The 23,418-nt window shown below is 37.5% G+C and carries 17 protein-coding genes; 12 read left to right on the top strand and 5 right to left on the bottom strand.

Annotated features, from left to right (window positions below; genetic code table 11):
- The first annotated feature begins 11 nt into the window (after window positions 1–11).
- The 12 genes from K5G00_RS08415 to frr all read left to right on the top strand — a co-directional run bounded on the left by K5G00_RS08415 (window position 12) and on the right by frr (window position 17,043).
- Window positions 12–797, top strand: a complete 786-nt coding sequence (locus K5G00_RS08415; protein WP_238765693.1) for an alpha/beta fold hydrolase — start codon at window positions 12–14, stop codon at window positions 795–797.
- Window positions 797–1,753 carry a PCMD domain-containing protein gene (locus K5G00_RS08420; protein WP_238765694.1) on the top strand — a complete coding sequence of 319 codons (957 nt, stop codon included), beginning with the start codon at window positions 797–799 and terminating at the stop codon, window positions 1,751–1,753. The genes K5G00_RS08415 and K5G00_RS08420 overlap by 1 nt, the downstream gene beginning before the upstream one ends.
- A gap of 510 nt (window positions 1,754–2,263) precedes the next feature.
- Window positions 2,264–4,282: an alpha amylase C-terminal domain-containing protein gene (locus K5G00_RS08425; protein ID WP_238765695.1), complete on the top strand. Its 2,019-nt coding sequence runs from the start codon at window positions 2,264–2,266 to the stop codon at window positions 4,280–4,282.
- A complete protein-coding gene (locus K5G00_RS08430; RefSeq protein WP_238765696.1) occupies window positions 4,283–5,308 on the top strand; it encodes a GSCFA domain-containing protein in 1,026 nt (341 codons plus the stop codon).
- An 84-nt stretch (window positions 5,309–5,392) separates the two neighbouring features.
- Window positions 5,393–7,339 carry an amylo-alpha-1,6-glucosidase gene (locus tag K5G00_RS08435; protein ID WP_238765697.1) on the top strand — a complete coding sequence of 649 codons (1,947 nt, stop codon included), beginning with the start codon at window positions 5,393–5,395 and terminating at the stop codon, window positions 7,337–7,339.
- A 10-nt stretch (window positions 7,340–7,349) separates the two neighbouring features.
- Window positions 7,350–8,648: a glycosyltransferase family 4 protein gene (locus tag K5G00_RS08440; RefSeq protein ID WP_238765698.1), complete on the top strand. Its 1,299-nt coding sequence runs from the start codon at window positions 7,350–7,352 to the stop codon at window positions 8,646–8,648.
- 10 nt (window positions 8,649–8,658) lie between these two features.
- Window positions 8,659–9,969, top strand: coding sequence for a glycoside hydrolase family 57 protein (locus K5G00_RS08445; protein ID WP_238765699.1), 1,311 nt, complete (start codon window positions 8,659–8,661; stop codon window positions 9,967–9,969).
- A gap of 132 nt (window positions 9,970–10,101) precedes the next feature.
- Entirely contained in the window at window positions 10,102–12,687 is a 2,586-nt protein-coding gene (gene glgP / locus K5G00_RS08450) for an alpha-glucan family phosphorylase (RefSeq protein WP_238765700.1), read from the top strand.
- 220 nt (window positions 12,688–12,907) lie between these two features.
- On the top strand, window positions 12,908–13,483 hold the full coding sequence (locus K5G00_RS08455; RefSeq protein ID WP_238765701.1) for a helix-turn-helix domain-containing protein: 576 nt from the start codon (window positions 12,908–12,910) through the stop codon (window positions 13,481–13,483).
- 34 nt (window positions 13,484–13,517) lie between these two features.
- Complete coding sequence (locus K5G00_RS08460) at window positions 13,518–15,170, top strand: AMP-binding protein (RefSeq protein ID WP_238765702.1); 1,653 nt, start codon at window positions 13,518–13,520, stop codon at window positions 15,168–15,170.
- 493 nt (window positions 15,171–15,663) lie between these two features.
- Window positions 15,664–16,374 carry a UMP kinase gene (pyrH, locus tag K5G00_RS08465; protein ID WP_238765703.1) on the top strand — a complete coding sequence of 237 codons (711 nt, stop codon included), beginning with the start codon at window positions 15,664–15,666 and terminating at the stop codon, window positions 16,372–16,374.
- A 105-nt stretch (window positions 16,375–16,479) separates the two neighbouring features.
- On the top strand, window positions 16,480–17,043 hold the full coding sequence (gene frr / locus K5G00_RS08470) for a ribosome recycling factor (RefSeq protein WP_238765704.1): 564 nt from the start codon (window positions 16,480–16,482) through the stop codon (window positions 17,041–17,043).
- A gap of 163 nt (window positions 17,044–17,206) precedes the next feature.
- Here the strand turns inward: frr and K5G00_RS08475 are convergent, their stop codons facing one another.
- From K5G00_RS08475 to K5G00_RS08495, 5 genes are read right to left on the bottom strand one after another with little or no spacing between them, the layout of a single operon-like run.
- Window positions 17,207–17,452: an LPXTG cell wall anchor domain-containing protein gene (locus K5G00_RS08475; protein ID WP_238765705.1), complete on the bottom strand. Its 246-nt coding sequence runs from the start codon at window positions 17,450–17,452 to the stop codon at window positions 17,207–17,209.
- A 12-nt stretch (window positions 17,453–17,464) separates the two neighbouring features.
- The gene (locus K5G00_RS08480) at window positions 17,465–19,411 is read right to left on the bottom strand and encodes a tetratricopeptide repeat protein (RefSeq protein WP_238765706.1); all 1,947 of its coding nucleotides are present in this window, start codon (window positions 19,409–19,411) and stop codon (window positions 17,465–17,467) included.
- Window positions 19,404–20,318: a glycosyltransferase family 2 protein gene (locus K5G00_RS08485; RefSeq protein ID WP_238765707.1), complete on the bottom strand. Its 915-nt coding sequence runs from the start codon at window positions 20,316–20,318 to the stop codon at window positions 19,404–19,406. The genes K5G00_RS08480 and K5G00_RS08485 overlap by 8 nt, the downstream gene beginning before the upstream one ends.
- A gap of 10 nt (window positions 20,319–20,328) precedes the next feature.
- Window positions 20,329–21,672, bottom strand: coding sequence for a Gfo/Idh/MocA family protein (locus K5G00_RS08490; RefSeq protein ID WP_238765708.1), 1,344 nt, complete (start codon window positions 21,670–21,672; stop codon window positions 20,329–20,331).
- 17 nt (window positions 21,673–21,689) lie between these two features.
- On the bottom strand, window positions 21,690–23,189 hold the full coding sequence (locus K5G00_RS08495; protein WP_238765709.1) for an SUMF1/EgtB/PvdO family nonheme iron enzyme: 1,500 nt from the start codon (window positions 23,187–23,189) through the stop codon (window positions 21,690–21,692).
- Window positions 23,190–23,418 lie beyond the last annotated feature (229 nt).

Raw genomic sequence — 23,418 nt, forward strand, 5'->3', positions numbered from 1 at the left:
ATGGAGCACGTTTGAAATACAAAAAATATTTTATTGCTCCCGAAAAAGACTGGGTTGTTTTTGTTCATGGGATTGGTGGCGACTCCCGAACATTTAGCCCTCAACTAAAAGCATTTAAGCCGCATTTTAACTTACTCTTCCCTGACTTGCGAGGTCATGGGGCTTCGAACAATTTACCGATACCAGACGATGGGAAATACTCTTTAAATTTGATTGCGGAAGATTTATTTTCATTAATGGACGACTTAGGAATCAAAAAAGCCCATTTTATTGGTGGTTCTTTCGGAGCAACATTGATTCGTATAATGCAAGAAATAGCTCCTGAACGATTTATAAGCGTTGTTAGTGCAGGTGGAGTACTTCGCCTGAGCATAAGCATTTATACTGTTTTTAATTTTGGAAAGTTAATGGCACCGTATATAAATAACCATTTTCTGTACAAAATAATGGCATATATCATAATGCCCAGAAAAAATCATGCTAAATCAAGACAAGTTTTTATCAATACCGCTAAATCGATTAATGAAAAAGAATATGCATCATGGCTTTTTATTTTAAGTGAAGTGAAACATAATCTTGATAAACTTTTTTGCGAACCGTTTAAAACGCCGGCTCTCCTAATTGTTGGAGATCAAGATCATGCTTTTGTAAAAGATAGTATTCGATTTTGCGAAAAAAATCCAGAAACAGAATTACTTGTCATACCTTCTTGCGGCCATCTAAGTAATATCGAAAAATACACGGAATTTAATAGCTCAGCTTTAAATTTTTTATTGAATGATTCCCGAAAAAACTAATGACACAAAACCAAAGCATATTAACCTTTTCACTTTTCTTTTTCTTATTGATTAAATCATCATTCGGTCAAGATAAAACCAGTAACGTTACGGGGCAATTACCCTGCTCTAACTTTGATATCTGGCATTTTAAGGAATGCAAAGAATCATCGCTCGTAGGGGGAGAAACAAAAAAAGTCTTTGAGCTTGGCTTTGAAAACCAGGAGAATGACAACATCAACGAAATTTCACCTTGGGGAACAACAAATATACATGCCAAACTTGCTGTAGATATATACAATACTTGTGTATTTCCTGAAAAGAATGAAAATGGTTACTCCTGTAGAATGGAAACAAAAGTGCGAGAAATTCGTGTTATGGGCCTAAAGCTAAAAGTTTTAGTTTCGGGTGCACTTTTTCTGGGAGAAATGGAAGAACCAGTCAGAAGTGTAAAAAATCCCATCCAAAAAATCAACCACGGGATTCCGTTTACAGAAAGACCCAGGGCTATTCAATTTAATTATAAATATAACGCTGGAAAAAAAAGAATTAAATCGATTTACAACTCAGAACCGATTAAGGGCTGCGATAAGGCAGAATTGTGTTTACTTCTCCAAAAAAGATGGGAAGACGAAAAAGGAAATGTTTATGCTACAAGAATAGGAGGAGTACGAAATTTTTTCGACGACACAAATAATTGCTGGCTAAAAGACACTATTATTGATATAAAATACGGAGATATAACAAACGAACTGTTTTATGATTCGGCGACAATGGGCTTAATTCCAAGTGTAAGTGAATTATATGTCAAAAATAGTCAGGGGAAAATGGTTCCTCTAATCGAAACAGGATGGGATACAAAAAATGAAAATCCTACCCATCTGGTATTGTATTTCACGTCAAGCTACGAAGGAATTGAATTTATTGGATCGCCCGAGTCAGTTTTATGGGTTGATGACATTCAGTTTGTCTATTAGCAGCATTTTAAATTATGATAATTTTTTAAACAAAGCGGCTAAAAAACCTTATTTACAAAAAATCGTTTCTACATAACCTAAAATTATAGAATCCAAACAACTTACTAGAATATTCGACTTATAAATTCGACTATGTTCATTACAGCTTTCAAAAAATCGTTTTTTTTCCATTTTTATCAAAAAATATACAATTCACGTTAGGGTTAAACTAAACTTAATTGTAAATTATATGTCAGTTTCCAGCTGAAAGATGCAATTGTGGTATAATTATTGCATTTCAAACATTGGTTTTAAATTAATAATTAAACAGCATTAAGAAACCAATTTTAAGCCATGGTGTCCCCCACCATGGTTTTTTTATTTTCTTCAACTAAAAAAACAAAAAGATTAAATATTTCATTTCAAACCTTTTGTACAAATCCGACCCGAAAAAACAAATAATTTCAAAGTTGTTTTTACTTCAACTTGATGGACTTTATGTGCTATTCTTTATCTTTATAAAAAAAGAATATGAGTAGCATACTTCCAAAGCTTATCCAAGATGATCAATGGCTGCAACCATTTACCGGATTTATTCAACATTGGATAGAACTGGCAGAAAAAAAAGAAAAAGAACTGATAGGAAAAGGTTCTCTGGACGATTTTGCTTCAGGTTATCTTTATTTTGGTTTACACAAAACCGAAACAGGGTGGGTTATCAGAGAATGGCTTCCAAATGCCACCCACATTTTTTTAATTGGCACTTTTAACAACTGGCAGGAAGAGAAACAATACGAATTCAAACCTTTGGGTAACGGAGTTTGGGAGTTACAACTTGAAAAAACCGCACTAACCCACGGCGATTTATATGCTTTAAATGTACATTGGGCTGTAAATTTTGGGAAAAGGATACCGGCCTGGGCTACCCGTGTAGTTCAAGATTCGGAAACAAATATATTCAATGCTCAGGTGTGGGCGCCCGATAAATTTTATGAATGGAATTATCCTGAATTTAAAAAAGCAGAAGAACCTCCGTTAATTTATGAAGCCCACATCGGGATGGCTGGAGAAGAAGAGCGCGTGCATACTTATAATGAATTCAGAGAAAAAATGCTGCCGCGAATTAAAGCCAACGGCTATAACACGGTCCAGTTAATGGCTATCCCGGAACACCCGTATTATGGTAGTTTTGGGTACCATGTTTCCAGTTTTTTTGCAGCATCTTCGCGTTTTGGAACTCCCTTCGAATTAAAACAGCTGATAGACGAAGCACATGGAATGGGGATGGCTGTCATCATGGATTTGGTACATTCTCACGCCGTAAAAAATGAAATTGAAGGTTTGGGAAAATACGACGGAACGCGTTTCCAGTTTTTTCATGACGGCCCCAAAGGCGAGCATCCGGCATGGGATTCTTACTGTTTTAATTATTCTAAAAACGAAGTTCTCCATTTTCTTTTGTCAAATATTAAATACTGGCTTGAAGAATATAAATTTGATGGATTCAGGTTTGATGGCGTAACAAGTATGTTGTATTTTGATCATGGTCTGGAAAAAGCATTTACAAACTACCATGATTATTTCGGGTCAAATACCGACCTGGAGGCAACCACATACTTTCGGCTGGCCAATAAATTAATCAAACAAGTAAAACCGGATTCAATTGCCATTGCAGAAGATGTTTCCGGGATGCCGGGTTTAGCTGTTCCTGTTGAAAGTGGCGGATTGGGGTTCGACTATCGGATGGCGATGGGAATGCCAGACTTCTGGATTAAAATTATAAAAGAAAAATCAGATGATGAATGGGATGTAGGTGATATTTTTCACCAGCTTACTTCGAAACGAATGGACGAAAAAGTGGTAAGTTATGCCGAATCTCACGACCAGGCACTTGTTGGCGACAAAACAATCATTTTTCGCCTCATTGATAAAGAGATGTATTTCAGTATGCGAAAAGATCAACCCAATATGATTGTTGATCGGGGCATTACCCTGCACAAAATGATTCGTTTGGCCACAGCAACAACAGCGGGGGGAGCCTATTTGAATTTTATGGGAAATGAATTTGGACATCCTGAATGGATCGATTTTCCACGGGAAGGAAACGGATGGTCGTATAAACACTGCCGCCGAATCTGGAGTATCGCAGAAGATTCGGAGTTAAAGTTTCACTGGCTTTATGATTTTGACAAAGAAATGATTCAACTCATCAGTAAAAATAAGCTGTTAACTATTCCCGAAGTAAATATGGTTATGGAAAACAAACCGGACAAAGTTTTTGCCTTCCACCGTGGTTTATTCCTATTTGTTTTCAATTTTAATCCTTCTCAGTCATTTACCGATTTTGGTATTCCGCTGGGGCCCGGAAAATACAAAATTGTTCTAAATACCGACTCCGGTCGGTTTGGCGGTAATGATCTGGTGGATGAAGACATCAGTTATTACACATTGCCCAGCGGTGGGATTACCAGCCAACATTATCTGAAGTTATATTTGCCTGCACGTACCGCTTTGGTTCTCAAAAAAATTGATTTTCCCAAAATAAAATAAATGGTAAAAACAAAATTTCAGACGGTAGTTGAAATCCCCATGTTTAACCGGAAAACGAGTTATTCAAAAAAGAATGTTTTTTTAGGATCGTGTTTTACCGAAAATGTGGGCAATAAAATGGCTGAGCTGAAATACAATGTGGACATCAATCCTTTTGGTATTTTATACAATCCGGCATCTGTTGCAAACGGAATTAATATTCTTTTGGAAGAGTTGCAAATTGATGAAAAGGAACTCGTGCATCACAATGGACTATGGCACAGTTTTTTTCATCACGGAAAATTTTCTGATTCAGATAAGAACAAAACACTCGAGAATATAAATTCAAGACTCCGATTTTCATCCGAGTATCTGAAATCAACTGATTTCCTTTTTGTAACATTTGGAACAGCATGGATTTTTGAATATAAAAAAACAGGAGAGGTGGTTTCCAATTGCCATAAAATACCTGCTGCTGAGTTCGAGCGTCGCCGATTGAGCCCGGAGGAAATTGTGAACAACTACCTTCAATTGTTGCCAAAAGTATGGGAGCAAAATCCGGAATGTAAAATTATTTTTACAGTTAGTCCGGTTCGGCACTGGAAAGATAGTGCTATTGAAAATCAGCGCAGCAAAGCAACACTGATTTTGGCAATTGATAGCATCATTCGGAAATTTGGAACAGAAAAATGTAATTATTTTCCTTCTTACGAAATAATGATGGATGAATTACGCGATTACCGGTTTTATGCCGACGATATGATTCATGTTTCTGAAGTTGGAATAGACCACATCTGGAATTTGTTTGAAGAGAACTTGATAGATGAAAGCAGTAAGTTCCTAAAAAACAGAATTCAAAAAATAAAAAAGGCATTCCTGCATCGTCCCTACAACCGTGTTTCAAAAGAATATTTAGACTTTTTGAACATCGCGTTAAAACAAGTTAAAGAGTTGCAAAAAGAATTCCCCAATCTTAATTTTGAGTTAGAAAAAAATCATTTTAAGGTTGAATTTGATGAAATCAAAAAGAAGTTCGAACAATTCTGAAACTAAAAAGTTACATTTGAATACAGGAAAGACTCCTTCCCTGTTTCTGACTATACCAATAATCATTATCTCTTATTTTAGATCATGAATTACCTCAAATTTGACAAAGAGCAACTTATTAACCTCGAGTATTCACTCGACAAGGAAGTGCTGCGATCAAACCGGGCCGGTTCGTATATGAGTACCACATTAAATGGTTGTAACACCAGGAAGTACCACGGATTACTGGTTAGTCCGATAGAAAACTTCGGAGGAGAAAAACACGTGCTTCTGTCCTCACTCGATGAAACGGTGATTCAAAACAACGCCGAGTTTAATTTGGGGATACACAGGTTTAAAGGTGGTGTTTACGAGCCCAAAGGACACAAATATATCCGGGATGTAAAATTTAATCGTATTCCAAAAATTACCTATCGTTTAGGCGGAGTTGTTCTGAGCAAAGAGAGATTATTGGTTGAAAAGGAAGAACAGGTTTTGATCCGTTATACCCTTGAAGAAGCCCATTCTCCAACTACTTTAAGGTTTAAACCATTCCTGGCTTTCAGAAATATCCATCAATTGAGCAAGGCCAACATGTTCGCCAACTCAAAATTTCATACAGCCAACAATGGAATTTTTATAAAACTTTACGATGGGTATCCTGATTTATATATGCAATTTAATAAGGAAGTGGAATTTATTCCTGTTCCCGATTGGTATTACAACATCGAGTATATTGAAGAGGCGAGACGTGGTTACGAATATCTGGAGGATTTATTGGTTCCCGGATATTTTGAAATCCCGATTAAAAAAGGCGAATCAATTGTTTTTGCAGCAGGATTAAATGAAACAAAACCGGTTTCGCTAAAACAACGATTCACAAAGGAAGTAAACAAACGGCCTGAAAGGGACACTTTTTTAACATCGCTCGACAATGCAGCAGAACAATTTATTTTACAACGCAGCGACGAAACCGACATTGTTGCCGGATTTCCATGGTATGAAAGTATCACTCGCCAAACTTTTGTTTCGCTTCCCGGGTTGTGCATTTCGCTGAGTGACGGATACAGTTGCCGACGTATCCTCGACACCTATGTAAAATTTCTTAAAAACGGTTTTTTCCCCGACCATATTCACAATTCAAATCCAACATATCATTCAGCAGATGCTTCTCTTTGGTTTATTTGGGCTATTCAGCAATATTTCAAAAAAAACAGCAATCCTAAAGAGGTATGGAAAAAATACGGAAATGCTATTATTGAAATATTTGAAGGGTATAAAAATCCTGCATTGGACTATATCAAATTAACGAACGAAGGACTCATCTATGCAGAAAAAGCTGGCACAGCCCTTACCTGGATGGACTCCTATGTTGACGGGCAACCAGTAGTCCAGAGAGGAGGTTTTGCTGTCGAAATAAACGCTCTCTGGTTTAATGCACTTTGTTTTGCGCTGGACCTAGCTGACCTTGCCGGTGAATATAATTTTGTTGAACAATGGAAAAATATGGTTGAAAAAGCAGGAAATGCCTTTTTGAACACGTTCTGGGATAATCGCCATGAACATCTGGCCGATGTAGTAAACAACGGAATTGCAGATTGGGCTGTAAGACCCAACATGGTTATTGCTGCTGCAATGGATTATTCTCCACTCTCTACAGAACAAAAAAAATCATTGTTGAGCGTGGCCAAAAGAAAACTGTTAACAAAACGAGGATTGAGAACGCTCTCGCCCGACCATTTGAGATATAAAGGTGTTGTTGAAGGTGGTCCCCGCGAACGCGAAATGGCGATGCATCAGGGAACTGTTCATCCCTGGCTTATCCAATTTTTTGCAGAAGGATATTTAAAAATTCACAAAAGAGGCGGTCTCCCTTTTGTGAAACAAATTATGGAAAGTTTTGAAGACGATATAACAGAGCATTGTATTGGTACAATGGCTGAGATTTATAACGGCAACCCGCCACATAAAGCACGCGGCGCAATATCGATGGCTTGGAGTGTGGCTGGAGTTGTTTATGCAACACATTTGGTTCATAATTTTAAAGAATAAAACCGCAAATATGAAAGTATTAATGTTTGGATGGGAATTTCCCCCACATATTTCAGGAGGATTGGGGACAGCGTGTTACGGACTTACAAAAGGTCTGACAGAACTGAAAAACATTGATGTAATTTTTGTTGTACCAAAAGCATTTGGTGATGAGGATCAGACAGGAATGCAATTGATTGGCGCAAACAATGTTGCAATCAATCAACGAGTTGTTCAATTCGATGATATTCAAAAAAAAATCGACTATTACGAAGTAGACTCGAGCATTGTTCCTTATGTATCAGAAGATGAATTCTGGAAACTAAAAAGCGGAAAATATTCAAAAGAAACCAAATTTATTCAAACCGATGAAGGGTATAAAATTGATTTTAGCGGTTCGTATGGTGTAAACCTTTTTCAGGAAATAAAAAATTATGCCTTTGTTGCTGAAGTAATTGCCAAAAAAAATAGTTTTGATATTATTCATGCCCACGACTGGCTGGCCTACCCGGCAGGTATGGCAGCAAAAAACACAACAGGGAAACCGCTGATTATTCATGTTCATGCCACAGAGTTTGATCGAAGTGGAGGTAACGTCAATCCGGGTGTTTATGCTATCGAACGCGAAGGCATGGAAGTGGCCGACAAAATTATTGCAGTAAGTAACCTTACACGAAATACAATTATTGAAAAATACAATATCCCACCTGAAAAAATTATAACGGTTTACAATGCTGTTGAACCTGTTGGTGATACAAGACTCCCTATTATAAAAAAAGGTGTAAACGAAAAAGTAGTAACATTTTTAGGACGAATTACCATGCAAAAAGGACCGGAATATTTTATTGAGGCAGCGAATCTGGTGCTCCGGAAAATGAACAACGTACGTTTTGTTATGGCGGGCAGTGGTGATATGATGGATGGAATGATAAGCCGGGTAGCAGACCTTGGCATAACTGACAAGTTTCATTTTACAGGTTTTCTTCAGGGTGATGATGTTTTTCAAATGTTTGAAATGACCGACGTTTTTGTTATGCCCTCGATATCAGAACCATTTGGGATTGTTCCGCTTGAAGCGATGCAATCGGGTGTTCCGGTAATTATTTCAAACCAGTCGGGTGTGGCGGAGATACTTGAAAATGCCATGAAAATTGACTTTTGGGACACACACGCCATGGCCGACGCAATGTTTGGATTATTAAATTACCCATCGCTTGCAGAGCATTTTAAAATGGAAGGAAAGCAGGAAGTCGACAACTTAAAATGGATAAACTCTGCCGCGCATGTTAAAGAAGTGTACGAAAGCACACTTAGTTCAGTAAACATTTAAAACCAGCTAAATGAAATCAGTTTGTTTGTTTTTTCAGGTACACCAGCCGTTCAGACACCGTCGTTACCGTTTTTTCGACATTGGCAACGATCACTATTATTATGACGATTATAGCAACGAAACAATAATGCGGAAAGTGGCAGAAAAAAGTTACCTGCCAACCAATAAACTACTGTTAAACCTGGCCGACAAGTTAGAGGGAAAGTTTAAAGTTTCCTTTTCAATTACCGGATTGGCACTCGAGCAGTTTGATTTGTATGCACCCGAAGTAATCGATTCATTTAAAGATCTTTCAAAAACGGGTTGTATTGAGTTTCTGTCAGAAACCTACTCACATTCTCTTTCTTCATTAAAAGACAAACACATTTTTAAAAAGCAGGTAAAACTTCACGACGAACATATTTTTGCATTATTCGGACACAGACCGAGAGTGTTCAGAAATACAGAAATGATTTATTCTGATGAAATCGGAGCTCAGATCGCTGAGATGGGTTACCAGGGAATTTTAACCGAAGGCGCAAAACATATTTTGGGATGGAAAAGTCCAAATTTTATGTATGTAAATGCGATAAATCCAAGACTTAAAGTTTTAATGAGAAACTTTAAACTCAGTGATGATATCTCTTTCCGCTTTTCAAATAAAGACTGGTCAGAATTTCCCTTAACCGCCGAAAAATTTGTAGGCTGGCTGGAAAGTCTGGATGCAAAAGAAGAAGTTATAAACATATTTCTGAGTTATGAATCTTTTGGCGAACGTCAACCCAAAGAAAGCGGGATATTTGATTTTTTTGAAAACCTCGCGAAAAAAATTGTTGAAAGCCCGGAACTTAAATTTGCAACTCCGTCTGAAGTAATCGAGGAGTTACAACCTGTTTCCGCGGTAAACGTTCCCCATGCCATTTCCTGGGCCGACGAAGAAAGAGACCTCACCGCATGGCTGGGAAACAACATGCAAAAAGAGGCTTTTGACAAGTTATATGAACTCAGAAAAAGAGTGGAAAAATGTAAAAACGAAGAAATAATAAAAGACTGGAACTATCTTCAGGTTAGCGACCACTTCTACTACATGTCTACAAAATACTATTCTCACGGAGCAAAATCAAACCAGTTCAACCCTTTCGACACTCCTTACGAGGCTTTTATTAATTACATGAACGTATTGAGCGATTTTAAAATTCGACTTAATTCTGTTGTCCCGGAAAGTGAAGTTGAAAATGAAATTGCATCATTACATAAAATTATTGACGAAAAAGAGAAAAAAATAAAAAAAATGGAGGCCGATATACAGCGGCTGAGAAAGGGAAGAAAAAGAAAATCCTGAATATCGCAAACAAGTTTTTGGATTTGCAGTTTTAGTATCAGGTTAATTTACAATCGTTTTTTTATTGTATGTAATATTTAAAACTATTTTTGCAGATTCATTTTTAGTAAGTTATAGTAAGATTAGAAAATTATGAATATGAATTCAGAAGGTGTAAGATTTATACAGAAGCCGGTTGTTGAACAGCCGGTCTGGAAAAGAATAATCGTAGAATCGAGCCTGCCGGAAAGTTTAAATCCACTTCGTGTTTTATCGAAAAACCTTTGGTGGGTTTGGAACAACGAAGCGCGCGAACTATTTCAATATATTGATCAGGAAATATGGGAAGAATGTGCTCACAACCCGATTGTTCTTCTGGATGAAGTGAGTTACAACCGCTTTAAAGAGCTGGAAAATGACGAAATATTTGTATCAAAGATGCACCATGTCTATGGTAAATTCAATCAGTATCTCGAAGAAAGAAACCATCTTAAAGGACCACAGGTTGCCTATTTCAGCATGGAATACGGGTTACACGACAGTCTGAAAATTTTCTCAGGGGGTCTTGGTATTCTGGCCGGCGACTATTTAAAAGAAGCCAGCGACGCCAAAGTAAACCTCGTTGCTGTCGGTCTCCTTTACAGATACGGTTATTTTAAACAAACCCTGAACCTGCATGGCGAACAAATGGCAAATTACGAAGCGCAGCAATTCTCTAAGATACCCGTTCAACCCGCTCTGGATGCAGAGGGGAACTGGATAGAAGTTTCTGTTGAATATCCTGGAAGAACCCTTGTAGCCAAGGTGTGGCAGGTAAATATCGGTTCTGTAAAACTATATCTGCTCGATGCTGATCATCACGAGAACCCGGCGGAACAAGACCGTTCAGTTACCCATCATTTGTATGGTGGCGACAACGAAAACAGGTTAAAGCAGGAAATGTTGCTTGGACTTGGAGGAATCAGAGCGCTTCAAAAACTGGGATATAATTCTGACATTTACCATTGTAATGAAGGACATGCCGCGTTTATAGGTATTGAAAGAATTGCCGACTATGTAGAAAACACAGGGCTTTCGTTCGAAGAAGCAAAAGAAGTGGTGCGTGCATCAACCATCTTCACTACGCATACACCTGTGCCAGCAGGCCACGATTCATTTCACAAGGATATGTTCAGGCATTACATGAATCACATTCCACCCAAAATTGGTTTGGAATGGAATGAGTTCGAGATGCTTGGTAAAGCTTTCGAATACGAGGACCATTTTAATATGAGTTTCCTTGCAAGTAACCTTTCTCAAGGGATTAACGGTGTGAGTATGCTTCACGGTGAAGTTAGTAAAACTGTACTAAAAGATTTATACCAGGGATTTTTGGAAGAAGAGCTCGAAATTGGCTACGTTACCAACGGAGTTCATTATTCAACCTGGACTGCCCCGGAATGGAAAGAAATCCATAAAAAATATTTTGGCGAAGAGTTCCCTGCCAATCAGCTCAACTTTGAAATTTGGAAAAATATTTACCAGGTTCCGGATAATGAAATATGGCAAATACGAAAAGCCCTTCGTTTAAAGTTAATTAACTACATTAAACAAAGATTTGCCGACAACTGGATTAAAAGAAATGAAAACCCAAAACTAATTAACGATGTAATGGGCAAATTAAATCCCAATGCGCTGACAATTGGTTTTGCCCGTCGGTTTGCAACCTATAAAAGAGGTTATCTTCTTTTTAGAAACCTGGAACGCCTGGCCAAGATCGTAAACAATCCTGAACGTCCGGTACAATTTATTTTTGCAGGGAAAGCGCATCCGGCTGATAAAGCCGGGCAGGATTTGATCAAACATATTGTTGAGATTTCCAAACGCCCTGAATTCAGAGGAAAAATTCTATTTGTCCAGAATTATGATATTAACCTCGCCAAAATGCTCCTGCAGGGTGTCGATGTTTGGTTAAACACTCCTACCCGTCCGCTTGAAGCTTCAGGGACAAGTGGTGAAAAAGGAGTAATGAACGGAACCCTCCACTTTTCAGTTCTTGATGGCTGGTGGGTTGAAGGCTACCAGAAAGATGCCGGCTGGGCACTTCCGGCAGAGCGAACTTACGATGTACAGGATTTTCAGGATGAACTGGACGCAGAAACCATTTATTCTATTCTTGAAGACGAAGTTATCGAGGCATACTATGATCGCAACCACGAAGACATTCCTGAGAAATGGACTGGATTTATCAAAAATACTATCGCCAGGGTTGCTCCTAATTTCACAACAGGGAGAATGATAAAAGACTATCAGGACAGGTATTACAATCCACAATTCCAACGTAGTCAGCTTGTAACAAACGATGGATTCAAAATGGCTAAAGAAATGGCCGCCTGGAAATTCCATGTTAGTTCAGCCTGGAAAAATCTGGAAGTAAAAAGTATTGAAATTCCCGATGGCATTACCAATAAAATGAGCATTGGGAAAGAGTACCCTATAGTTGTAAAAGTAGATATCAAAAATCTTTCGAGTGAAGATGTCAGACTTGAGTTAATAATTACCGAAAACGAAGGAAGCGAAACTCCAAAAATTACAGACATTATTGAATTTGAAAACCTGGGATGCGAAAATAGCATTTGTACTTTCAAATATAATCTTCATCCAAATCATCCGGGGTCATTCAATTATGGATTCCGTCTGTTACCCAAAAACCAAAATCTTCCACACAAACAGGATTTTGGATATGTTAAATGGATTTAAAAACAATCGTTGATAACGTAAATAAAAGAGGCTGTTTTTACAATAGCCTCTTTTCATTTTATATATTCGTTTTCATTTTTAAATCAAAGGTTTAAATTTGCAATCAATTCATTCTTATAATAAAGAATGTGTTTATTAGAATAGCAGCAATAAATCAATTTCCGGGGATTTTACTGGTTGGATCCTGCACAAACTTTGAAAACTATAAATTCTTTTTGAAATGAATTCGAAAAATAAAATCGGAAAAAAAATCAAAGCCTTTCGCGAATTTCGTCAGGTAAACCGTGAAGATTTGGCGTTAAAAGCAAATCTGGATCCTAAACAACTTGAATATATTGAGGAAAAAGGAACAGTCCCGTCATTGGGACATCTAATAAAAATTACAAGGGCACTTGGAGTTCGAATCGGTACTTTCCTTGATGATCTGGATCATGTGGGCCCTGTTGTTGTCCGGGCCGGAGAGGAAAAATCGACTTTAAGCTTTTCAACCAAAGACAAAAAAACCAGGGAGCATTTAAATTTTTACTCGCTCGCTCCTGATAAAACAGGCAGGCACATGGAGCCTTTTATGGTAGAAATAGAGCCTGCGAACGAGTCTGATTATAAATTATCTTCTCATGAAGGAGAAGAATTTATCTACGTTCTGGAAGGAGCAATTGAAATAAATTATGGGAAAAATATTTACCAGTTAGATAAAGGAGACAGTATTTATCTCGATTCAATTGTTGCGCACAATGTTCATGCAGCGGGTAAACAAGCTGCAAAAATAATGGCAGTTATTTATTATCCTGTTTAAATTAATATTTAAAATAAACTGAACCAAGGATCAAATGCAGCTAATCGATTACACCTTAGGCGAGATTCTGGAAAAATGGGCACTTGAAACTCCGGATAAAGAATTTATGATTTATCCTGACAGGAATTTAAGATTTACCTATCAGGAGTTTAATGAACGTGTCAACAACCTGGCAAAAGGACTTTTATATATTGGAATAAAACCCGGAGACAAAGTTGGAATCTGGGCTAAAAATGTACCCGACTGGACAACTTTTATGTTTGCCACAGCAAAAATCGGAGCTGTTCTGGTAACCATAAATACAAGTTACAAATTAGCGGAACTAGAGTATTTGCTGCATAATGCCGACATCAACACGCTATGTCTGGCCGACGGATACCGTGACAGCGATTTTATAGAAATGATATTTAATCTTGTCCCGGAGCTGAAAGAACATGCCAGAGGAGAATTGGTTTCAAAAAAATTTCCCGAACTAAAAAACGTCATTTTTATCGGTCAGGAGAAACATCGCGGAATGTTTAACACATCTGAATTGATATTGCTGGGAAATCATGTTGACGATATTGAACTTGAAAGTGTAAAAGAAACGATTCAATGTCACGATGTTGTTAATATGCAATATACATCCGGCACTACAGGATTTCCAAAGGGAGTTATGCTTTCGCATCACAACATTTTAAATAACGGACTTGCAACCGGCCAATGTATGAACTATACCGCTGATGAAAAACTATTGGTCTGTGTTCCTTTATTTCACTGTTTTGGTTGTGTTCTTGCTGTTTGTGCAATTATAACTCATGGTTCAACAATGGTATTTACCGAGGAATTTGATCCGTTAATGGTACTGGCCTCGGTGCAAAAAGAAAAATGCACTGCTTTATACGGAGTACCAACTATGTTTATCGCTGAATTACATCACCCGATGTTTGATATGTTCGACTTGTCGTCATTGCGAACAGGAATTATGGCTGGTGCGCTGTGTCCGATTGAAACAATGAACCAGGTGATGACAAAGATGTACATGAAAGATATCATTATTGTATACGGATTGACAGAATCTTCTCCGGGAATGACGGCTACACGAACTCATAATTCACCTGAAGTAAGATCAACAACGGTTGGATATGAGTTTCCAAATGTTGAAGTAAAAATTATTGATCCGGAAACAGGAAGTGAATGCCCGGTTGAAACACAGGGTGAAATTTGCTGCCGCGGTTACAACGTAATGAAAGGATATTATAATAACCCGGAGGCAACCAGGGATGTTATTGACAACGAAGGTTGGCTCCATTCCGGTGACCTGGCTGTCAAAACAAAAAACGGATTTTACAGAATAACAGGCCGAATCAAGGACATGATTATACGGGGCGGTGAAAATATTTACCCCCGGGAAATTGAGAATTACCTTTACCGAATGCCACAGATTGAAGCAGTAGAAGTCGCAGGTGTCCCCAGCCCAAAATATGGTGAACAAATTGGGGCATTTATTAAAATAAAAAAGGGGGCTGCATTGACAGAAGAAGAAGTGAGAGATTTTTGCAGAGGTCAAATAGCCCGTTTTAAAACACCAAAATATATCTTTTTTGTCGATGAATTTCCAATGACTGCAAGTGGTAAGATTCAAAAATATAAATTAAGCGAGCAAAGTATAGAAATGTGCCGTAAAAAAGGAATTGAAATTATTTAACATCTACAAAACTACACCATTGTTAACTCATTGTTAAAAATGACAATTCTCATATAAAAATTTAAAAAAATGCAGCAAAAGCCCCAACTTTCAAATTGAAAGTTTTCTGTATTCCTAAATTTATTTCTCTCAGAAATTTGCTTTAAATATTTTTTATTTTCAATAAAAACTTAATCTTTGACAAAACCAGTATTTTAGCACACTCTAACGATTTCAAATTCCTAATTTTTGTCAGGTTTTAAATTTAAGTTTCACCTCTATTTTGTACCAGTTATTAGAATAATGTAAGCCTTCCCCTATAAAAGGCGAAACATAAGTTTTAAATTAACCGATTTTACCAATCTATGAAGGGTAAAAATTTAGACAGCGCAGATTTTTAAGCCATTTGTCAAATACAAATGGCTTTTTTTATTTTTTGATAAAACCTATCTTTAGAAAATCGGAATTGGTCCAATAGATATAAACTTTTCTCTATTCGAAATAAAAAATATAAATGAAAAAATATAAAAGAATACTACTTAAGTTGAGCGGCGAATCGTTGATGGGAGATCAAAATTATGGAATCGACAGTACCCGTTTGAATGATTATGCAGAGCAAATTGCTGAATTGACGAAGGTGGGAATTGAAATTGGAATTGTTATTGGTGGTGGAAATATCTTCAGGGGACTAAGCGGCTCTGCCAAAGGCTTCGACAGAGTAAACGGAGATCAAATGGGAATGCTGGCCACAACAATTAACAGCCTGGCTCTTAATTCCGCATTAAAAAATCTGGGCATTAAATCAAAAATGCTTACCGCTATAAGAATGGAACCGGTTGGGGAATACTATTCGAAAGGGAAGGCTGTTGAAGCCCTTTCCAATGGTGAAGTAGTTATCATATCCGGGGGAACGGGTAACCCTTATTTTACAACAGATACAGCAAGTGCTCTGAGAGGAATTGAAATCGAAGCTGAAATTATGCTAAAAGGTACGCGTGTTGATGGAATTTATTCTGCAGACCCCGAAAAATTTCCCGACGCAATAAAATATGATAAAATAAGTTTCGATGAAATTTATAAGAAGAATCTAAAAATTATGGATTTAACCGCAACCACTTTATGTAAAGAAAACAATTTGCCGGTAATGGTATTTAATATGGATAAAAAAGGAAATTTAGCAAAGGTACTTAACGGAGAAAGCATTGGAACTATTGTTTATAATTGACATTTTTTCAACCTTTTTAGAATAAATTAAGTAAAAAATTTTCACGTATTTATATTTTTTCTATATTTGCTAACAGTCCATGGTTGGAAACTCAGGCTTAATTTAATGCACGAAGAAGTAGAATTAATTTTAGAAGATTGTAAAGAAAAAATGGGGGCTGCAATAGAGCACCTGGAAAAAGAGTTACTGCACATTAGGGCTGGCAAAGCGTCTCCAGCTATGCTGGATGGAGTAGTGGTAGAATATTACGGAAGTATGGCTCCGCTTAATCAGGTTTCAAACATAAGTACTCCTGATGCAAGGACGGTAGCTATTCAACCTTGGGAAAAAGGATTGATTCCTGTCATAGAAAAAGCTATATTGGCGGCGAATTTGGGTTTTAATCCAGATAATAATGGTGAAATTATCCGTATAAATATTCCGGCACTCACCGAAGAAAGAAGAAAATCACTTGTAAAACAAGTGCATCAGGAAGGTGAAAATGCAAAGGTGAGCATAAGAACAGCAAGAAAAGACGCCAATGAAATGTTGAAGAAGTTGTTAAAGGACGGACTATCTGAAGATATGGAAAAAGATGCGGAAGCAGACGTTCAAAAATTAACTGACAACTTTGGCAAAGAAGTAGATGACTTAGTTGATACTAAGGAAAAAGATATTATGACTATTTGATTGTTTCTAGTTTTCTGTTTTCTGAACATTGTTTAATTGTTTTCATGGCTTTGAGGCAGCTTGTAGAAGCTGCCTTTTTTTTGTGTTTTTATATTCTCCTGAAAACAAAAAACCTGCCAGATACTGACAGGTCTTTTACTTACTTTCAATAATTAAAAACCATTTACTTTTTCTTTTTGCGAAGAAGTAAAAATGCGACAACCGCAATTATAACCACAGCTACAATTACGATTACAATTGTATTTGAGCCAGAAGTTTGCTCAGCACCAGCCAATACGTCTTGTTGCATATATGAGCTGTCCTGAGAACTAAGATTGTCAATATAAGTACCATCGTCCTGAGCCAAAAGATTTGGCATCTTTAACAATACAAGAATTACAAATGCTGATAAGTTTTTTAACAATTTCATACTTTCATTTTTTTAGTTTATATCTAATTTATCTTTAACCTCTTGCAATAATAACTTTGCTGGCTTATAGCGTCTGTTAATCTGAATTAGCTCTTCCAATTTTGCATATGAAGCACGAAAATTATTTTCATTATATAATTTCTGCGCTTCCAAAAGATAAAATGGTTCGTATAAGGGATAAATCTCACGACCTTTTTGAACATATTTATTAAAATTTTCCCAATCGCCTTTCAACAGGTATATTTTAGCAAGTTGCACCATTAGCCAAACATTTTGCGGATCTTCATCCAGCGAACGAATTAATTCATGTTCTGCCTCAACGTAATTTCCTTTTTCAAGTTCGGCAATTCCATAGTAATCATCTTTACTTTTTCTTATTAACAAAACAGCAATAGGATTTCCTTTGTGATAAAATGTTTTTAGGGCTGTTGTCGATTGCCATTTGTCGTTTTTTAACAAATACGGATGAATATAATTTATACCAAAAATACCATAATCCCAGTTGTAAGAACTTCTCTCCAGATACTTCACGTATCGATATTTTACATTTGGCAAATCATCAAAATAATTTGAAAGATTGCAATTTGAAGCAACGATGATCTTATTCTCACCAGTCATTTCTTTCAGCAAACCAGCCGGTTCTTTTAATCCGTGAAAATAGTAATCGTACTCATAGTTACTCCACGCATTTTTGTTACCACCCGAAAAAGAATTAAAATAAATGTAATCCACGGGAAATGTCTTTGCCTGATGCCTAAAAGGCAACAACATCAACAAAAAAAATAATGTTGTTCCTGCGTACCTGTAACTAGGCTTTATTTTGAGCTTAAAAAACCGGTGTATTCCGAGAGAAGAAATAATTGCCAGAGAAGGCAAAACAAAGAATAACTGCCGAACACCACTGTATAAATTTGATTTGATAAGCAGCACATAAACGATTGGAAAAAGAAAACTGAAAATCAAAAAAGATTCATATAAAACCCCTTGGACATTCTGCTGAAAAACAGACTTAAATAGTAAAAACAGATAGCTAAAAAGCCCAAGAAATATAAACTCTGGTGTAGAAATCAGGAGCCACTTGGGCCAATAATACCAAGGCAACTGAGTACTCCACATAACATCACCTTCAAAAATCTGACGGATACTAACCTTGTAGTGTTCCATTACACCTAGACTTTCGAACGGATTCTTAAAAACATTTTGCAAGGCATAGGGCCAGAACAATAATCCAGCAAAGTAGCCAATTATAACGATTACAATTAACTGGCCCGTTAGCCTGACAAAACAAGGTCTAGTTGAAACTATATGTTTAAGTTCAAAAGGCTTCAATATAAAATACAGTACACCAAAAAGTCCGAGGTAGCCAAACAAAATTAATCCGCCAATTCGGACGGAGCAAGTAAAAGCAATAGCTGTTCCAAGTAAAACTGCTGTTTTCCAACCGGGTCTGGGTAGTTCCTTCAAATATCGGATAATCAAATATACACCTGCAATATAACCTGCAGCAAAAGGTATGTCTTTTAAGTTCCCAAATGCTTGTCCAAACAGCCGGGGCATAAAAACCAACACCAAAACTGTAACACTTGAAATCCAGTAAGAATTTGTTAACTGATGTGAAACCAAACCGGAAAAGAAACACAACAATAAAAAAAAGAAAGCCCCAGTATAATGCCGTATGAGAAACTCATTTTCAAAATGAAATACCCTATTTACCAATGCAGTAAAATTATCTACTGACTGGCCATAGTATTTTAGATTTGTAATCGGAGTATCCAGACATGATTTGTCTTTACCACCAGTAAAATACCAGTTTACTACTTTTTTTGCGTGCGGATAATGCAACTGTTCATCAACGTTTACAGCTGCCCTCGGAGCCAAAATGACTAAAACCACTGCAACTAAAAGCAAAATGGCAAAAAAAACATTCTTTGACTGAACTATATTTAACTCCTTAGTCATAAAACTCTTTTACAAAATATATGGGTCGGTTTTGCACTTCCTTAAAAATTCGATATATATACTCGCCAATAATTCCCAGAAAAGTCAATTGAACCGATCCAAAAAAGCTAATTGCCAAAAATGTTGAAGACCATCCTGTTGGAGCAAACCCAAGAAATTTTGAAGCTACGGTGTAAATTATTGCGCCCAAAAACACAAAGATTCCAATTATTCCGAGATACAGGCAAACCTTAATTGGCCATTTTGAGAAAGAATAAATAGCATCTGCTGCCAAAGCAAAAAGTTTTTTCCTGCTCATTTTGGCGATTCCTCCCAACCTCTCCGGGCGCTCAAATAAAATAATGTCTTGTTTGAACCCGATAAAACTTCTGATACCTGGTAAATATCTGTTTCGTTCGGCAAATTTTAGAATTGCCTGATGGGCATTCCTTTTCATTATACAAAAGTTCCCGGCATTGGAAATTTGTTTTTCCTCAGTAATGCTGCTAAATATCTTATGAAAAATATTGATGTATAATTTTTTGGAAAAACGCTCGTTTCGGCTTTCACGCACCGCAGTAACAATATCTACATTTGTTTCTACTACCTTATTATATAAATCCGGAATCATTTCAGGTGGATCCTGAAAATCACCATCCATCATAATAACATATTCGCCGTTTGCGTATTCCAATCCAGCTGTAAGAGCAGCCTGTAAGCCAAAATTTCTTGAAAGGGAAACAACTTTTAATTGTTTGTTATTCTTTTTAAATTCTAACAACTTTAAAAGAGTAGAATCTGTACTTCCGTCGTCGACACACACCACTTCAAACGAGTCACTCAAAGACTTCAAATTAAAAAATACCTCTTCCAGTAAACGGTTTACCAACACGTTTTCATTATAAAGCGGTATGACAACAGAAATCATTTCTCCATATTTAAGCTTTATGCTGGATGCCCGGAACAGGAACCGGGAATTCCATATCTACTACCGGGCCCATCACATATTCTTCAGGGCCTAATCTTTCTGTGGAATTCATCATTTCTTCCCATTCAATCTTTCTTCCTGTATAAGCAGCAGTCCGCCCCATTATCGCAGTCAGTGTTGAGATTGCAGTTCTTTCAGCTTCAACAACCGGCACATTTGTACGAATAGCTGTTACCAAATGTATATGTTCCTGTATATAAGGTGAAATTTTCACAACTTCTGTGGATTTGCCATCTTTGTTTTTGGGGTATTCGTATTGCCATTTAACGGAACCATCCAGATTATAAACTGTATTCACACAGTTCGTATAGCCTTCTGTTCCCATAATAAGTTCCCCTAGCGAGTTCGCACACCCGTCCACCTGACGTGACATACTATGTGAGAAAATACCATTTCCGAAATCAAAATCAATACTAAAAAAATCGTACTGGTCGCCGGTCAACCGATGAGCTCTGCCGCCAAAACCAATAGCCCCTTCCGGATGTTTTCCAAGAAACCAGTTTACAACATCGATGTTATGCACATGCGTATCCAGAATATGGTCTCCACATAACCAGCAGAAATTATTCCAGTTTCTGAGCATGTACTCCATATCACTCCAACCTTCTTCCCTTGTCCGGAACCATACATGCGATTGTAACCACATTGCTTTTGCAGAAAGAGGCTCTCCTATCGCTCCGGAAGCGACTTGTTTGTACGTTTCTACATAATCACGTTGATGACGGCGCTGGGTTCCTGTAATCACAGTCAACCCCATATTCTCGGCCTTCCTTGATGTTGCAATTATTTGCCGGGCTCCAACCGGATCCACACAGACAGGCTTTTCGAGAAATACGTTCTTTTTCGCCTGTATACATGCATCAAAATGCTCAGGCCTAAAATGAGGAGGAGTAGCCAGTATAACCACATCTACATCAACCTCCAGCAATTTCTTGTATGCGTCAAATCCCCAAAAACAGTTATTTTCAGGCACTTCTACTTTTTGTTTCTGAAGCTTGCTCCTGCAATCCCACACCTTGTCTTCGAATACATCAGCCAAGGCTACTAACTCCAAATTATCTCCTGCGGCTAAAAAATTTAAAGCCGCTCCGGTTCCCCGGTTTCCACAACCTACTAACCCCGCCCGTAAAGTTTTACCATCAGGTGCTTTATCCAACAGAGGGGGGAATTCGTAATCAACTGTGCTTCTTTTACTTCGACAGGAATTCAACGCGCTAATTCCTGCCAAACCAGCTGCTCCAATTAAAGCCGATTTTTCAAGAAAATTCCTGCGGGATAGTTGATTTTTTTCCATAATTCTTCTTGGTGTTTTTATTGAAAATCATTCGGGTCGTATTCACATACAACACGGAAACCTACATTTTTACTATCGGAATACCACCAAATACTTTTGGGTATTTGCGGGTCGGTAACCAACCACTCTTTGGTTTTTGTAAAATCACGACGTGCTACACGTACATCCTTTGCTGAATTATTATAAGAACCGCCCCGAACAACATGTTCCTGGCCAGTTCTTGGCCCGCGCGGATTTTTGACTATCCCTTGAGGATATTTTCCATAAACCTGAGGATCATAATAATCCAGACAAAATTCAGCAACGTTGCCCAACATATTCTTTAAACCAAACGGATTCGCCTTTACTTTTTCCGGTTGTTGTGTTTTATACGGACTGTTTTCCTGGTATATAACATAGGAATTAATCACAGTAGTATCAACACCAAATATTTTCTTAAAAAATCCGTCTGATTCGTAATCTTTAGGTGAGCCTTCAAAGAAGTATGCTCCCTGAGTTCCTCCTCTTGCAGCATATTCCCATTCAGCTTCTGTGGGCAGGCGATATTCTTTGCCTGTCACACTGCTCAACCACCTGCAATAGGTTTCTGCAGCGTGAAAACTCATGGTAATCGCCGGGCGACTCCCCTTTCCCCACCCTTGATCGGGTGCGCCCCAAGGAGGTGTCGCTCCGGTAATTCCATCTACATCTTGATTTGTTTCCAACTCTGCTTCTTTTCTTCCCTGGGAACTGGTTGCATTAAAAAACGCCAGATATTCGTCCCAGGTAACCTCCACTTCAGCCATCCAAAAACTGTCAACTTCTACTTCACGAACAGGTCCTTCAGTTGGTTGACGGTAAGCTTCATTTGCCGGGCTTCCCATATTGAATTGTCCTCCCGGAATGGCAACCATTTTGAAAGAAACCGAAGTTTCAGGGATTTTTTCAACAAAGTCAGAGAACTCATTTATTTTAGTTGAATGTTGGTAAATTTCCTTATTCTGTGCGATTCGATCTTCTACAACTGTTAAACTGGTTTCACCTCTGTAATGCCCAACTCCCGGGTGGCACTTTAAACAGGATGTAGATTCCGGGTCCCGCAGATATTTCAAATGCGATTCGCTACCCAATGAGTTTAATGTCGACGGAAATAAATTTGTATGGCACTTTTTACATCCGTCTTCATAAACAAATCTTTTTGCTGCTTCCAGCGTTCTTTTATCTTCCCAGTTAATTTCATTCACATCCTTTGTCATATAAACATACAAATCATGAATTCCATGATATGCTTTACGTGTTAGAAAACGAACCGTCTGATCCTCTGGTGGCAAATGACAATCAACACAATTTACCGACACTCCGCTGGGTGTGTTATGATGTATTGAAAGTTTCCAACTTGCATCTGCATGCGGATGAACATGACAAGATGCACACGATTCGTTCGTTGATGTATAGTGAACTACTTTTTGGGACGCAGTTAGTAACAATATAAAAGTTAATCCTCCCGCGATAAAAATCAAATAATACTTTCGCCTCACCTGGTTTCTAATTCATTTCAAAGTTTAATGCCGCCAATATAGTTTCCTGCTATTAGCTACTTATTAACACCTTTAGTAACCAGTATTTAATTCATTCTTAATTTGAAATTAATCCAAACGACAAAATTATTGATTTAAAACAACTTATACTTGCAATCCATTTTATATAAAAAATTCTTCATTCTTAAAAAAAAATATATATTTGAACTGAAAATAATAGAAAATTAAG

It is taken from the genome of Maribellus maritimus (genome assembly GCF_022267315.1).
Lineage (GTDB): Bacteria > Bacteroidota > Bacteroidia > Bacteroidales > Prolixibacteraceae > Draconibacterium > Draconibacterium maritimum.